General features: G+C 63.9%; 12 protein-coding genes and 1 tRNA gene. 10 read left to right on the top strand and 3 right to left on the bottom strand.

The window, feature by feature from the left end:
- The first annotated feature begins 467 nt into the window (after nucleotides 1-467).
- The 4 genes from CSQ87_RS04265 to dapC all read left to right on the top strand — a co-directional run bounded on the left by CSQ87_RS04265 (nucleotide 468) and on the right by dapC (nucleotide 5,100).
- Nucleotides 468-1,673, top strand: coding sequence for a UDP-N-acetylmuramate dehydrogenase (locus CSQ87_RS04265; RefSeq protein WP_243388827.1), 1,206 nt, complete (start codon nucleotides 468-470; stop codon nucleotides 1,671-1,673).
- A 124-nt stretch (nucleotides 1,674-1,797) separates the two neighbouring features.
- Nucleotides 1,798-3,303, top strand: a complete 1,506-nt coding sequence (locus CSQ87_RS04260; RefSeq protein ID WP_100512642.1) for an amino acid permease — start codon at nucleotides 1,798-1,800, stop codon at nucleotides 3,301-3,303.
- Between the two features lie 209 nt (nucleotides 3,304-3,512).
- Nucleotides 3,513-3,836: a ferredoxin gene (fdxA, locus tag CSQ87_RS04255; protein ID WP_100512641.1), complete on the top strand. Its 324-nt coding sequence runs from the start codon at nucleotides 3,513-3,515 to the stop codon at nucleotides 3,834-3,836.
- 115 nt (nucleotides 3,837-3,951) lie between these two features.
- On the top strand, nucleotides 3,952-5,100 hold the full coding sequence (gene dapC, locus CSQ87_RS04250; RefSeq protein ID WP_100512640.1) for a succinyldiaminopimelate transaminase: 1,149 nt from the start codon (nucleotides 3,952-3,954) through the stop codon (nucleotides 5,098-5,100).
- A 175-nt stretch (nucleotides 5,101-5,275) separates the two neighbouring features.
- Here the strand turns inward: dapC and CSQ87_RS04245 are convergent, their stop codons facing one another.
- Nucleotides 5,276-5,698, bottom strand: a complete 423-nt coding sequence (locus tag CSQ87_RS04245; protein ID WP_100512639.1) for an HIT family protein — start codon at nucleotides 5,696-5,698, stop codon at nucleotides 5,276-5,278.
- Nucleotides 5,699-5,921: 223 nt separating this feature from the next.
- Here CSQ87_RS04245 and uxaC point away from each other — a divergent pair, with 223 nt between their 5' ends.
- Nucleotides 5,922-7,328, top strand: coding sequence for a glucuronate isomerase (gene uxaC / locus CSQ87_RS04240; protein ID WP_100512638.1), 1,407 nt, complete (start codon nucleotides 5,922-5,924; stop codon nucleotides 7,326-7,328).
- 303 nt (nucleotides 7,329-7,631) lie between these two features.
- On the top strand, nucleotides 7,632-9,059 hold the full coding sequence (locus CSQ87_RS04235) for a glycoside-pentoside-hexuronide (GPH):cation symporter (protein ID WP_100512637.1): 1,428 nt from the start codon (nucleotides 7,632-7,634) through the stop codon (nucleotides 9,057-9,059).
- Nucleotides 9,060-9,405: 346 nt separating this feature from the next.
- On the opposite strand, the gene dinB is transcribed toward CSQ87_RS04235, so the two are convergent.
- Nucleotides 9,406-10,749 carry a DNA polymerase IV gene (gene dinB / locus CSQ87_RS04230; RefSeq protein ID WP_100512636.1) on the bottom strand — a complete coding sequence of 448 codons (1,344 nt, stop codon included), beginning with the start codon at nucleotides 10,747-10,749 and terminating at the stop codon, nucleotides 9,406-9,408.
- A gap of 202 nt (nucleotides 10,750-10,951) precedes the next feature.
- Between dinB and CSQ87_RS04225 the strand changes: the two genes are divergently transcribed.
- From CSQ87_RS04225 to CSQ87_RS04210, 4 genes are all read left to right on the top strand, one after another.
- Nucleotides 10,952-11,038: transfer RNA gene (locus tag CSQ87_RS04225), tRNA-Ser, on the top strand.
- A 301-nt stretch (nucleotides 11,039-11,339) separates the two neighbouring features.
- The gene (locus tag CSQ87_RS04220; protein WP_100512635.1) at nucleotides 11,340-12,098 is read left to right on the top strand and encodes a putative ABC transporter permease; all 759 of its coding nucleotides are present in this window, start codon (nucleotides 11,340-11,342) and stop codon (nucleotides 12,096-12,098) included.
- Between the two features lie 271 nt (nucleotides 12,099-12,369).
- Nucleotides 12,370-13,179, top strand: coding sequence for an AzlC family ABC transporter permease (locus CSQ87_RS04215; protein WP_243388826.1), 810 nt, complete (start codon nucleotides 12,370-12,372; stop codon nucleotides 13,177-13,179).
- A complete protein-coding gene (locus CSQ87_RS04210; protein WP_100512633.1) occupies nucleotides 13,176-13,511 on the top strand; it encodes a branched-chain amino acid transporter permease in 336 nt (111 codons plus the stop codon). Before CSQ87_RS04215 ends, CSQ87_RS04210 begins: the two co-directional genes overlap by 4 nt.
- Nucleotides 13,512-13,525: 14 nt before the next feature.
- On the opposite strand, the gene CSQ87_RS04205 is transcribed toward CSQ87_RS04210, so the two are convergent.
- Entirely contained in the window at nucleotides 13,526-15,322 is a 1,797-nt protein-coding gene (locus CSQ87_RS04205; protein WP_100512714.1) for an ABC transporter ATP-binding protein, read from the bottom strand.
- Between the last annotated feature and the right edge of the window lie 23 nt (nucleotides 15,323-15,345).

The raw sequence follows: 15,345 nt of genomic DNA, 5'->3' as shown, positions 1-15,345 counted from the left end.
CTCGGGAGGAAGGGGATGGATGCCCGACCGTAAGCTTGGGGAAGCGCAGCTTCCCCGGCCGAACGGCCTTGAGTGTGTCGGGCGTCCATCCCCTTCCGACCCAATGAACTCGACCCATGTGAGAGCACCCCGCCCGCGTGAGGCTCGTTGACCGTCCCTCATCAGTCAGCCTTCGGCTGCCAGCTTCCCCCAGTGGGGGAAGCCAGATGTGCGTCGACAGATCGGCATACCGCGGGGAGGGGCGTATCGGAGGCCCAACCATAGGTTAGAGGTTAGTAGTCGGGAGGAAGGGGATGGATGCCCGACCGTAAGCTTGGGGAAGCGCAGCTTCCCCGGCCGAACGGCCTTGAGTGTGTCGGACGTCCATCCCCTTTCGACCCAGTGGATTCGGCCCGCGTGAGTAGAAACGGCCCGCGCGGGGGAAGCCCAGGAGTCCGATAGGTACCACTTGAAGTATGGTGGGCCGTATGAGTACTCCGAGTTTTGCTGACCTGACCACCATCGGCGTGGGTGGCCCCATCGCCCGTTTCGTCGAGCCCGATTCACGCGTGGGCGTGATCGAGGCCGTGACCGATGCGGATGAGAAGGGCCTGCCGTTGTGCGTGATCGGCGGGGGATCGAATCTGCTGGTGTCGGACGAGCCGTTCATGGGCGTGGTGGTGCGTGACGCGCGCCGCACGATCTCCGTGCCCGACGAGGTGGCTCCCGTGGAGGGGGCCGATCGTACGGTGCATGTCAATGCGGAGGCGGGTGCGAACTGGGATGATCTCGTCGAGTTCTGCGTGCGCCTCGGTCTGGAGGGCGTGGAGGGCCTTTCCGGCATTCCCGGCACGGTGGGCGCCTCGGTGGTGCAGAACATCGGTGCCTACGGTCAGGAGGTCGGCTCCAGCGTCGACACCGTGGAGGTGTGGGATCGCAAGACCCTGAAGGTCGAGGAGCTGTCCGCCGACCAGCTGGGTTTCGGCTACCGGACGTCGGCCCTGAAAACCAGCATGTATCAGGCTCCGGCCACGCCGGCCGACGAATTCTTCCCCACGCCCCGGTACGTGGTGCTGTCGGTCACGTTCGCCCTGCGGCACAGCGCCACCGGCGTGGTGAACTTCCCGCAGCTGGCGAAGGCGCTCGGCGTCGAGGTCGGCGACCGTCTGGAGACCGCGGCGATCCGCGACGCGGTGCTGAAGGTGCGTGCGTCGAAGGGCATGCTGGAGGATCCGAACCGCTATTACAACGAGTGGATGCGTGACACGAAGAAGCCGGAGAACGTGGAGGCGGCATTCGGCGGCCTGTATGCGGCCACCGGTTCGCTGGACCGGGACTGGAACCGGCATTCCTGCGGCAGCTTCTTCATGAACCCGCAGCTGACGCCCGAGCAGGCGGCGAAGCTGCCGGAGGACGCCCCGCGGTTCGACGTCACGCTGCCCGACGGTTCGGCCGGCGTGAAGACGTCCGCCGCCTGGCTGATCGATCATGCGGGATTCCACAAGGGGTTCGGCGTGGGCGACGACGCCGCGGCCACGTTGTCGACGCTGCATACGCTGGCATTGACCAACCGGGGGAGTGCCACGGCCGAGGATGTGGCGAAACTCGCCCGAACCGTGCAGGACGGCGTCGAACGGGCCTTCGGCGTGCGTCTGGTGCCCGAGCCGGTGTGCGTGGGCATCGACCTGCGTTGACCGAACTGTGCTGATCAGCGGCCGGCCGTGCCGATTCCGTCATGGTTCCCCTCGGCGAACTTGGCTTATTCACATTCATTGTCTATTCTCTTCAGAGGCTGTACCCGATGAGGAGAAATAACCAATGAATCTCTTAAGAACCAAGACGGTCGAACAGACCATCGCCGAAACCGACGAGGCCGACCGCAAACTCAAGCGCAACCTCAAGTGGTGGGATCTCGCCATCATGGGTGTGGCCGTCGCCGTGGGCGCGGGCATCTTCTCCGTGGGTGCGCAGGCCGCGGCCTACCACGCCGGTCCGGCCGTGATCATCAGCTTCATCATCGCCGGCATCGTCTGCGGCGCGGCCGTGATGTGCTATGCGGAGTTCGCGTCGATGATCCCGGTGGCCGGTTCGGCCTACACGTTCACCTACACCACGGTCGGCGAGATCGTGGCGTGGATCATCGGCTGGGATCTGATCCTCGAAATGCTGATGGCAGGTTCGGTGATCTCCAAATACTGGGGCGTGTACCTCAACGATTTCTTCCGGCTGATGGGCTGGAATCTCAATACGAATCTGCAGATCGGCTCGTTCACGCTCGACGTGGCGCCGATCATCATCGTCGCGTTCTTCACCACGCTGCTCGTCTTCGGCACCAGGCTGGGCGCCCGCGTGGACGGCGCGATGACCGTGCTGAAGATCGCCATCGTGTTCTTCGTCGTCATCGTCGGCTTCTTCTACGTCAAGGCCTCCAACTTCACACCGTTCATTCCGCCGAGCCAGCCCGCCGACACCGTGCAGACCGCCTCCTCCGAGGTCACCGGCGTCTGGGCGCAGCCGCTGTGGCAGTGGGCCACCGGCATGGTCCCGTCGATCTACGGCATCCCCGGCATCCTGTCCGGCGCGGCCCTCGTGTTCTTCGCGTTCATCGGCTTCGACGTGGTGGCCACCGCCGCCGAGGAGACCGACAATCCGAAGAAGTCCGTGCCGCTGGGCATCGGCACCGGCATGCTGCTGATCATCATCATGTACGTGGCGGTCGCCGTGGTCACCACCGGCATGGTCTCCTACAAGGATCTCGCCAAGGCCGACAGCCCGTCGCTGGCCACCGCGTTCGAGCTGGTCGGCGCGAACTGGGCCGCGAAGATCATCAGCTTCGGCATCGTGCTGGGTCTGGCCACCGTGGTCATGGTGCTGCTGCTGGGCCTGACCCGCATCGTGTTCGCCATGAGCCGCGACGGCCTGCTGCCGCGAGGACTCTCCAAGACCGGCGTGCACGGCACCCCGGCCATGCTGCAGATCGTGTGCGGCGTGATCGTCGCCCTCGTCGCCGCGCTGTTCGACATCGGCGTGCTTTCCGACATGGTGAACATCGGCACGCTGTCCGCGTTCACGCTGGTCGCCATCTCCATCCCGATCATGCGCAAGAAGCGCCCGGATCTCAAGCGTTCCTTCACCATGCCCGGCAACCCGTGGGTGCCGATCCTCATCGGTCTGGCGAACCTGTGGCTGATGCTCAACCTCACCGTGCTCACTTGGGTGCGGTTCCTGGTGTGGCTGGTCGTCGGCTTCGCCATCTACTTCTCCTATGGGTACCGCCACTCCCGTCTGGGACTGAATCAGCTTAAGGGCGACATCGCCGAGTGAGCTATACGTCCGGGTGAGCCGGACCGCATTCGTGAGACCCTCCCCGTCCCGGTGCTCCGAGACGCGGGGAGGGCCTCGCTGTTGTGGGGGCGGCGTAAACTGAAGCCCAGTATGTGAAACGCCGCGAGGATCGACGGCGTTCCGGTGGTAGGCGTCGGCGCGAGCCGGCGACAGGCCGGACGAGGATGACGACTCAAGGAGGACGAACTATGCCGTATGTTGTGGCTCAGCCCTGTGTGGATGTGAAGGACAAGGCCTGCGTGGACGAATGCCCGGTGGACTGCATCTACGAGGGTCCGCGCACGCTGTACATCAACCCGAACGAGTGTGTGGACTGCGGCGCGTGCGAGCCGGTGTGCCCCACCGAGGCGATCTTCTACGAGGACGATCTGCCCGAGGAGTGGGCCTGGTACAAGGACGCCGCGGTGGACTTCTTCGCCGAGGTGGGCGATCAGGGCGGCGCCTCCGGCTTCGGCCCGATCGACCATGATCAGGCGCAGGTGGCCGCTCTGCCCCCGCAGAATCAGGGCTGATCGGCAGACCGCAGTATCGCAGTACCGCAATATCGTAGAAAACTCCCCGCCCACGGGTATGGGTATGGGGAGTTTTTTGACATGTCCGTGACATGGATTCGTGAAAGGGAACAACGTGGGATTTGCACCATTCAGCACGCCGTATGACTGGTCTCGGCTGTCGTCCGCGAAGAAGATCGCCGCGGCCCATCCGGACGGCATGATCGACCTGTCGATCGGCTCCCCGGTCGATGCCGTACCCGATTCGGTGCGGCATGCGCTCGCCGCCGCCGCGGACGCGCCGAACGCCTACGGGTATCCGGTCACCCGGGGTACCGAGGAGCTGCGCGGTCAGATCGTACGATGGTTTGCCGACGCCCGCGGCGTGGACCTCGAGGCTCTGGGCGCCGGCGTGATCCCGACGCAGGGCTCCAAGGAGGCGGTGTCGCTGATGGCCAGTCTGCTCGGACTGGGCGAGGGCGACGTGGTGGTGCAGCCCCGGGTGTCGTACCCCACCTATGAGATCGGCACCCAGCTGGCCGGGGCGAGTACGCTCAAGGCCGATGTGGCCGACGTCGAATCCTGGCGGGACGTGCCCGGCGTGCGGATGGTCTGGGTGAATTCGCCGTCCAACCCCACCGGCGAGGTGCTGGACGCCGTACAGCTGCGGGCGATCGTGGAGGCGGCCCGGCGGATCGGCGCCGTGGTGGTGTCGGACGAATGCTATGCGCTGATGGACTGGCGCGGCGAGGCCGGTTCGACGTCCACGGCCGATCGGCTTTCCGCCACCCCGTGCATTCTTTCGCCCGAGGTGTGTGGCGGTTCGGCGGACGGGCTGCTGTGCCTGTACTCGCTGAGCAAGCAGTCGAACATGGCCGGATACCGCACCGCGCTGATCGCCGGTGACGACGGGCTGCTCGGCCCGATGCTGACCGTGCGCAAGCAGATCGGCCAGATCATCTCCGGACCGTGTCAGGCCGCGATGGTGGCCGGACTGCGGGACATGGCCGCCGTGGCCGTGCAGCGCGACCGGTATCGCCGTCGTCTGGAGACCCTGGTGCGCGGGCTGAAGGCCGCCGGATACGATGCCGAGATGCCTCAGGGCGCACTGTACGTGTGGGTGAGGGCGAAGTCCGGCGACTGCTGGACGGACCTCGACGATCTGGCCCGGATGGGCATCATCGTCAGCCCAGGGGAGTTCTACGGCGATCCGGCGTATCTGCGCGTCTCGTCCACGGCCAGCGACGAGGCCGTCGAGGCCGCGGCCCGGCGTCTCGGCGCGTGACGATTACGGTGCGTGAGATTACGCGGGCATCCCGCGTGAGCATCTGACGAGATATGACAAGGTTCCGGAGCGCAAGGAAGGCGTACGCTCCGGAACCTTGGGAATTGAATAATCCGCAAAATGCCGCCGATCACCTTGCGGATTGGCGGCATTTCACGGATCGCGGGCCGACGGACTACAGGTTGGCGACGATGGCCTTGGCCATCTCGTCGTACTCCTCGTCGGTCAGGTGGACGCGATCGGGGTTCATGGCGAAGGTGCCGCCCCACTCGAACTCATCGTCCTTGTACTTCGGCACGAGGTGGAAGTGCAGGTGATGGCCGGTGTCGCCGTAGGCGCCGTAGTTCACCTTGTCGGGGTGGAAGGTGGCGTGCACGGCCTTGGCCACGCGGTCCACGTCGTCGAAGAAGGCGTCGCGGTCCTCCTTGCTCAGCTCCACGATCTCGGAGACGTGGTGCTTCGAGGCCACGATCACGCGGCCCTTATGGCTCTGTTCCTTGAACAGCACGACCTTGCTGGCCGGCAGTTCGTAGATCTTGATGCCGAAGGCGTCCAGCGCGGGGCCTTCGTCGCAGTATGCACAAGCTTCATTGCTCATAGGAAATCCTTTCGGTAGTGCAGTTTCAACGTACGCCCGAGACGGTTCGGCGACGCGAATTGTTGCCAGTGTTTGCCGCATTTATGCGCACGTTCCAGCCGATGCGGACAAAGCGTGGCAAACCGTGGCAACAAAAAATGGTGATCTGCGTCACGCTCCATAAAGTGCAAAGTGAACGAGCCGTGAAAACGACTCGATGACGGTACCAAAGGAGGTAACCACCATGGCTTTTATGGATGACGAATACTTGCTGACTACGGATCTGGCCAAGGAGCTGTTCCACAACTACGCCGAGAAGATGCCGATCGTGGACTATCACTGCCACCTGCATCCCGAGGAGATCTACAAGGATCCGAACTTCAAGGACATCGTCGAAGCATGGCTGACCGACGGCAACAACTACGGCGACCACTACAAGTGGCGTCTGGAGCGCGCCAACGGCGTGCCGGAGGAGCTCATCACCGGCAACGGCGATCCGTGGGACAAGTTCTATGCCTACGCGCAGACCATGGAGAAGGCCATCGGCTCCCCGGTCTACATGTGGACGCATCAGGAGCTGCGCCGCTACTTCGGCATCACCGACGAGCTCAACTCCAGGACCGCCAAGGCCATCTACGAGCAGACCAACGAGATGCTGGCCGGCCCCGACTTCTCCCGCCGCGCGCTGCTGCGCCGCATGAACCTCGACACCATCTGCACCACCGACGACCCGGTCGACTCCCTTGAGTACCACATCGCCTTCGAGAAGGAAGGCGGCGACACCTTCAAGATGATCCCGGCCATGCGTCCGGACAAGGCCCTCAACCCCGACAAGGCCGGCTTCTCCGAGTGGGTCGACCAGCTTGAGCAGGTCACCGGCGACAAGGTCAACTCCTTCGACGACATGATGGCCGCCATCAACAAGCGCGTCGACTTCTTCCACGAGCACGGCTCCCGCCTGTCCGACCACGCCGCCGACCTCATGGTGTACGCGACGTCCACCGCCGCCGAGCGCGACGCGATCCTCGCCAAGGCCCGTGCCGGCGAGCCGCTGACCTTCGAGGAGGTCACCAAGTACCGCACGCAGCTGTTCCTCGATCTCATGAAGATCTACAAGGCCCACGGCTGGACCATGCAGCTGCACATCCACGCCATGCGCAACATCAACGAGCGCGAGTTCGCCATCCACGGTCCCGACACCGGCTACGATTCGATCAACGACCGGTCCATCGCCGAGCCGCTGGCCGCCCTGCTCAACGAGGCCGCCAAGACCGACTCCATCCCGAAGATGATCATCTACTCGCTCAACCCGAACGACTACCTGGCCATCACCACCATCATGGGATGCTTCCAGGGCGGCATGAAGCAGCACATGGCCCTCGGCAACGCTTGGTGGTTCAACGACACCCGCGAAGGCATCCGCAAGCAGATCCAGACCATGGCCGAAGGATCGCTGCTGGGCAACTTCGTGGGCATGACCACGGACTCCCGTTCGTTCCTGAGCTTCCCGCGCCACGAGTTCTTCCGCCGCATCCTGTGCGAGCAGCTGGGCGAATGGGCCGAGCGCGGCGAGATCCCGTCGGATCTCGAGACGCTGGCACCGCTGGTGCAGGACGTCTCCTACAACAACGCCAAGGAACTGTTCAAGTAAGGTTCCCGACTGCCGAAGCCGGCCGGCGAACGCCAACAACGACGTTGCCGACCCGGCCGGCCCGGCGACACGCCGATCGGTGACGATTCGGCGAACAACATCAACCCAACAAGCTGTTTTCCGTGCCCGGACCGCAGTGCCCGGCATGGAAAAGGGCGTCCGCATGCGACTGCCATCGCCTCGGACGCCCAAGGATTCCGATATGTCTGGCAACAACCGGGATCCGATTCACAACACCAACCTAGAAGGAAGGGTTCCCAGGCCTCCGACGTTCAGCCGGATCCCTGAGAGCAGGTATCAATTATGACTACTGCAACTGACAGCGGTGTGATCAACACCGGTAAGGGAGAGAAGCTCAGCTGGCGAGAGAAGATCGGCTACGGCTTCGGTGATCTTGGCAATGGCTTCATGTTCGATCTGGGCCAAGCCTACCTGACCAAGTTCTACACCGACGTAGCGCTGATCAACCCCGGCATGGTGGCCACGATCATGGCCGTCACCAAGATCTACGACGCCTTCATGGACCCGATCGCCGGCGCGTTCGTCGACAGCCGCAGGGTCGGCAAGCACGGCAAGTTCCGTCCCGTGATGATGGTCGGCGCGATCGTGCTGTCCATCCTCACCGTCATCACCTTCACGATGCCGGACTTCCCGATGTGGGGCCGCATCGTCTACGCCTTCGTCACCTACATGGCATGGGGCACCTGCTACTCGTTCACCAACCTGCCGTACGTGGGTCTCGCCAACGTCATGACCCGAGACGTCGATGAGCGAGCCCAGCTGGCCACCACTCGTCAGGCCGGATCGCTGGGCGCCCAGTGGATCACCGGCGTGGCGTTCATCCCGATCATCCTGCTGTTCTCCGACTCCAACGGCAAGGTCACCACGTTCCACGGCTACGCCGTCGCCTCCGCCATCATGGCCATCCTCGGCGTGCTGTGCTTCTCCGTCACGTTCTTCAACTGCAAGGAGCACATCAAGATCAACCGTGAGAAGACCGGCGACAAGACCAAGGAGGGCGTGGGCGCCTACATCAAGGTGGTCTTCACCAACAAGCCTCTGCTCGCCATCATTCTCATGACCCTGTTCACCATCTCCGCCATGAACACCAACAACGCGATGATGCTGTACTTCGCCGAGTACAACCTGGGCAACATGGGTCTGCAGCCGGTGATCAACGCCATCCAGATGGGCTGCTCCATCGTGGCCATCCTCTCCATCCCGCTGCTGGTGAAGAAGTTCGGCAAGAAGCAGGTCGCCGTGTTCTGCTTCGTCGTCGGTGCGGTTGCCAACCTCATCAACTTCTTCCTGCCGACCAACATCACCACCTTCATCATCTTCGTGACCCTCGGCTACATCTGCCTCGCCATCCCGAACGGCATCACCTGGGCCTTCGTCAACGACGTGATCGACTACGGCGAGTGGCACACCGGCATCCGTAAGGAAGGCATCACCGTGGCCGCGTTCAACTTCTCCCGTAAGCTCGCGCAGTCCCTGGCCGCCATCATCTCCGCAGGCATCCTGGGCCTGACCGGCTACGTCGCCAACCAGACGCAGTCCGCCGCCACCCTCGCCGGCATCAAGGGCGCCATGACCCTGTACCCGGCCGTGGCCCTGTTCGCCGCCATGCTGATCATCTTCTTCCTCTACGGTCTGACCGATGACAAGTACCGCAAGATCGCCGATGATCTGAACAACGGCAAGTGGGAGAAGGGCGAGCTCACCCACTGATCTCCTCTCTGATCTCCTCTGACCGTCCGGTCCGGCCGTCCGCTCCAGGCGGATGATCGGATCGGATGATCAAACCGGATGATCAAACCGGATGATCAAACCGGATGATCAAACCGGATCTCGGTTCAGTTGATCGGATTTCCCTCCGCGGGTCGATAATCGATTCGCGGGATCGTTTCCTCTCCATGAAGTCCCCGATCGCAGTAGCGGTCGGGGACTTTTGCGTTTCGGTGTGGATCGGACGATGTATTCATGCCCCCGCTGGCGGGGGCTGGACGGCTGTGCCGGACTGGGGGTGGTCGTGCCCCTTTCCGCTTCCCGCTGTCGCGCGATCTCCCAGACCGACTCAGGAATCGCGCAGTCCCAGACGCACGGCTCCGTTCCCGAATCGTTCGCGGATGGAATCCAACGCCTGCTCGGCCTGACCCATGCGTTTCGCGGTCTTCGCGGTCCGGACGGTGGCATCCTCACGCCGATCTGCGGAACCATGATCCGACTTGCCGTCCGTCCCCCGATCGTCCGGCTCCTCGGCCAGCAGATCGTCGAAACTGGCCTGAACCGGCGTCGTGGCCGCATCGCTCAGCCCGGAGACGCTCGCCCCGGCCAGCCTGACCGGTCTGGGCAGCCGGATGCCCCGCGACACCGATCCCGGGGACATGTCGAGCATCCGTTCCAACAGTCCGATGGTCTGCGGATACAGGGCGCTCGCCGTATTCACCGGCCGTTCCATCGTGAATGACTTCGTGGCATAGCTCAGGTCGGCGAACCGCAGCTTCACGGTGACCGTACGGGCGAGCAGGCCCTTCCGCCGTAGCGTGGAGGCCACCGTGTCCGCGCACCGCAGCAGCAGGCCGGAGACGCAGGCCGGGTCGTCGGTATCCTCGTCGAACGTGTGTTCGGAGCCGATCGACTTTTCGGGCGTATACGGCACCACCCGTCGTTCGTCGAGTCCGCGGGCCGCCAGATACAGGCCGTTCGCGTGAATCGCCGAGCCGGTGGCCCGGGTGAGATCCTCCCGGCTCATCGCCGCCAGCTGAGCCACCGTGGTCACGCCCCACTGCTCCAGTCGTTTCGCACTGGAAGGACCGACCCCGGGCAGTGAGCGCAACGGCAGCATCTGCACGAATTCGGCCTGCCGGGCAACCGGCACCAGCAGCATGCCGTTCGGTTTGGCGTTGGTGGAGGCGAGCTTGGCGACGAGCTTGTTGCCGGCCACGCCCACCGAACAGGTGACGTGGAAGCGGCGTTCCACCTCGCGTCGGATCCACGCGCCGATCGCGGTCGGTCGCTCCCACTGCCGCAGAGCTCCGGCGACGTTCATGTACACTTCGTCCACCGACGTGCGTTCGATGCGGTCGGTGATGCGGCTCATCAGTTGGAAGATCCGGTGGGAGACCGACCGGTAATAGGCCATATCCACGGGAAGGAAAACGCCGTCGGGGCACAGGCGTTTCGCCGTGGCGACGGGCATCGCCGAGTTCACGCCGTACGGGCGGGCCTCGTAGCTGGCGGCGGAGACCACCGAGCGCACGCCGGTGCCGATGATGACCGGACGGCCCTTGAGCTCGGGGTGGCGGGCGATCTCGCAGGACGCGAAGAAGGCGTCCATATCGATGTGCAGGATCGTGCACCCGGTTTCGTCGTGGCCCCAGTCGCGCCTGACTGCGGCGGATCGTGGCGATGTGCTCATACCGCCATCGTAGTCGTTGGGGTTGGGGCGTGAGGCTGGCTGCTTGTACGTCATGGTGTTTTGCGGGATGCTGGGATGAAGGGTACTTTGGGTGCCGGATGACGTCTTCGCGGCACGGATTTCGGTTTGCGCGTGTCGCGAGGTCGCCTAAATCCGGGATGAGTGGTACAGTATCTATCTGTTGCGTTCTGCGAGCGTGACTGGAGTGATGCCTGAGTGGCCGAAAGGGGCACCCTGCTAAGGTGTTAGCTGCGTAAGCGGCTCGGGGGTTCGAATCCCCCTCACTCCGCACATAAGGGATTTACTGACTTCCGTGAATCCCTTTTTCATGCCATTTCTCAGGGAATGTGACCCTGATTTTCTTTCTTGGTCAATCCAAGCTTGAAGACCTCATATTTGACCTCTTCAAGCTTGGATTGGCCAAGATCCGTGGATATCGTCCGGAATCTGGGCCAGTGTGTCCGTAATGTGATCTGCGGTCAAGGAGCGACCGGGTGAGGACGACGGTTCGGGGTGATCTGTCGGTGTCGCGCACCTGCCGGATTGGGTAGTCTGACGGAAACGAACCACCCACACGGAAGGGAGCGACGATGCTGGTGACGGTCGAGGAATACTGGCTGTGCTGGCTCGCCTACGCGTTCGCCGGCTGGTTCTGGGAGACGATGCTCAGCGTCGTGTTGCGTAAGCGGTTCGAGGATCGCGGCGTGCTCAACGGTCCGCTGTGCCCCATCTACGGGTTCGGCGGCCTGCTGGTCGTCATGCTGCTCGCCGACGTCAACGACCCATTGGCCCTGTTCCTCTCCAGCGGCGTGCTCGCCTGCACGCTGGAATACCTCTCCTCCTGGGCCATCGAACGCCTGTTCCACGTACGGCTGTGGGACTACACCGGCAAACCGTTCAACATCAACGGCCGCGTATATCTCAACGGATTCATCGCCTTCGGCGCGGGCGCCACGGCCATCAAGCTCGTCATCCAGCCGTGGATGATCGGGATCATGGACTCCTGGCCGCCGACCGTGCTGCACTGGGCATCCGGCGTATTGCTCGCCGCCACGGTGGCCGACGCCGCCGTCACCTGCGCCGGACTGTACAGCTTCGACACCCGTCTGGCCCGCGTGGCCGCCGACATCAGGGAGCTCAAGCTCGAGCAGATCGCCGACATCGACGAACGCATCGATCTGGCGAACGAACGGCTCGCGCTCGCCGACGAACGGTTGCGTGAGGTGCTCAGCTGGCAGCAGCGCCGTCTGATCCGCGTGTTCCCGTCCATGGTGTCGGTGCGCGACGACCGTGTGGCCGAGCGGGTGCGGTCCCTGCTGGAGAAGGCCCGGTCGAAGCGTTCGCGCTGACCCCGTTCTGTCAACCCGCCCGTTCTGTCAACCCGCCCGTTGTATCAATCCGCCCGTTCGGTCAATCTGTCCGTCCCGTCGATCCGTCCGTTTCGCAAAGCCACTCGTTCCGTAAAGTCGTCCATCGGAATGCGACCGGTCCTCCCGTGCCTTACAATGATCAGGTTTGACCGACTGGCCATTGAGCTGTCATACGGGCCTCGAGTCCGGCGGATCGACCAGACCGATCATGACCTGACCAGACTGACCGACGACATCACAAGGAGGAATCGTGACCGGTGAAGGTAGGGGCGTGGTGACTCGGGCCTTTCGGGAGGCGTTCCCGCTCACCGTGCCGATCGCCGCGGGATTCCTGTTCCTCGGTTGCTCGTATGGCCTGCTCATGCATGCCAAGGGATTCGCGTTCCTGTATCCGGTGTGCATGGCGTATTTCATCTTCGCCGGGTCGATGGAATTCGTGACGGTGAACCTGCTGCTCTCCGCATTCAACCCGGTCGCGGCGCTGATGCTGGCCCTGATGGTCAACGCCCGTCACCTGTTCTACGGACTGTCGATGCTGAGCCGGTTCAAGAACCTCGGGTGGAAGAAACCGTATCTGATCTTCGCGATGTGCGACGAAAGCTTCGCCATCAACTCCTCGGCCCGCATCCCCGACGACGTGGACCGCGGATGGTTCATGCTGTTCGTCTCGCTGCTTAACCGCTGGTATTGGATCGCCGGCACCGCGCTGGGGTGGCTGGTCGGCGGACTGCTGCCGTTCAGCACGGACGGCATCGAATTCGTGCTCACCGCTCTGTTCCTGGTGATCTTCCTCGACCAGTGGATGAGCCATCACGGGGCGAAGCAGCGGATTCCGGGCGTGGTCGGCGTACTGGCCTCGCTGGTCTGCCTGATCGCCTTCGGACCCGACCGGTTCATGATCCCATCGATGGTGCTGATGCTCGTGCTGTTCCTTGTGCTGCGGCCGTATCTGGACGATCTGGCCGCGAAGCCGAACGGATCTCAGCAGCCGAACGAATCTCAGCAGCCGACCGAATCTCAGAACCGTTCTCAGAACCGCGATGAGGAGGACCTGGCATGACCATGACCGTATGGCAGAGCGTGATCACCATCGCCGTGGTGACGATCGGCACGATGATCACCCGATTCCTGCCGTTCCTGCTGTTCCCCGAGTCGAAGCGGCCGCCGCGCATCATCGACTACCTCGGCAAGGTGCTGCCGTTCGCGATGACCGGTCTGCTGGTCGTCTACTCGCTGAAGGACGTCACGCCGCTTTCCGGCAACCACGGCGTGCCCGAGGCGATCGCCATGGCCGTGATCGTCGTGCTGCACCTGTGGAAGCGCAACATGCTGCTGTCGATCGCCGGCGGCACGATCCTGTACATGCTGCTCGTGCAGTTGGTCTTTGTCTGATCGACCGTCATGAATCAGCGGCAGTCGGCCGTCAGATGATCGGCCAGCCGCGTCCGACCGGCGGAGTCGAGTGCGAACGAGTCGGTGATACGGCCGGATTCCAATACCAGCGCATGATCGCAGGCGATCAGCGCGAACTCCGGATCGTGGGTGATCACCACCACGGTCCGGTCCGCATGATCGGCGAGCGCTCGGATCCGGGTCGCGACCTGTTCCATATGACGGCGATCCAGTCCGCTGGTCGGCTCGTCGAAGATCAGGAGTTCCCGGTCGCAGGCCAGCGCCGCCGCGATGGCCACGCGCTGCTTCTGCCCGCCCGACAGCGACAGCGGATGACGGTCGGCCATTTCGGCCAGATCGAGATCGCGCAGGATTCTCTCAGCCTTCCCCCGTGGGGGGAAGGTGTCGGCGGTGCCGACGGATGAGGGGATCGATGATCCGACGGATGAGGGGGCTGGCGTGGCGTCGGGAAGTCCGAGCAGTACCTCGTCGAGCACGGATTCGGTGAACAGCTCGCATCCGACGTCCTGCAGCACGGTGAAGCAGGTGCGCATCCGGTCCCGACGGCTCAGCCGTCGTCCGTCCGGGGCGATCAGTGTGCCCTTCGCACGGCGATCCAGACCCTGTAGACATCGGGCGAACGTGGATTTGCCAGCTCCGTTGGGCCCCACCACGGCGGTCACCCGGCCGGCTGGGATCCGCGCCGAGGGAATGCTCAGCACGGGACGGCGAGTCCGCCGGTAGGTATAGGAGAAATCCTCGATCCGCCAGAAGCCGTTGGATTCGTCCCTGCGGCCAGTGTCGTCCCTGCGGCCAGTGTCGTTGTCCGACGCCGTGCGATCGGTGTCCCCGATTCGGTCGGGCTGGGTGGCCGAGCCTGACCGTGTGATCTGATCGGGCTGTGTGATCTGCCCGGACCGTGTCGGCCGCAGTCCCAGTGTCTCGCGCTCGCGGTCCGGCAGATCATGCAGTTCGGCGCCGGTCATCGTGCGGACCAGCCGTCCGCTCCGGAAGACCATCGCCGTGTCGACCAGTCCGTCCAGCCAGTACAGCCGGTGTTCGGCGATGATCACGGTGCGGCCCTGCGCCTTCCACAGCCCGACGATGTCGCGCAGATCGGCGATCGCGCGGGCGTCCAGATTGGCGCTCGGCTCATCCATCACCATGATCGGCGGGGCGGCGACGGACACCGAGGCGCAGGCCACCTTCTGCTGCTGCCCGCCGCTCATGGCGGTGATGTCGCGGCCGATCAGACCACCGATGCGGAATTCGTCCGCGGTGGCGGCCACCCGACGGCGGATCTCGTCCGGATCCATGCCGAAGTTCTCACAGGCGAACGCCAGCTCGCCGGCCACGTCCAGCGTGAAGAACTGGCTGCGGGGATTCTGGAACACCGATCCGACGTGCGGGGCGAGGCCGGCCAGATCGGACTGCCGGGTGTCCAGCCCGTTCACGGTCACCGTGCCGGTCATCACACCGTCGAAATAGTGGGGTGCGAGCCCGTTGATCAGCCGGGTGACGGTGGTCTTGCCGCAGCCGGATTCCCCGCACAGCAGCACGACCGCGCCCTGTGGAATGGCGAAGGTCAGATCGTGGATGCCGTCGGGGGAGCGGTCCTGCCGGGGGAGGGTCTGCCGGGGGAGATCCTGGTCAGTCGGATGATCTCCGGCTGAATGATCGTAGGTCGGGGTCGGTCCGTAGGAGAATCCGACATGATCGAAACGGACGGCGATCTCGACTGTGGAATTCGCGCCTGTGGGATTCCCGCCTGTGGGATTCGCGAGTTTTGTGGTTTCTGCGGCGTCTGTCATGGTTCTGCTCATGAGGTCGTCTC

This window comes from Bifidobacterium simiarum, from assembly GCF_002802905.1.
Taxonomy (GTDB): Bacteria; Actinomycetota; Actinomycetes; order Actinomycetales; family Bifidobacteriaceae; genus Galliscardovia; species Galliscardovia simiarum.
Note: the sequence above shows the minus strand (reverse complement) of the source record. Positions and strands in the feature narration are given on the sequence as shown.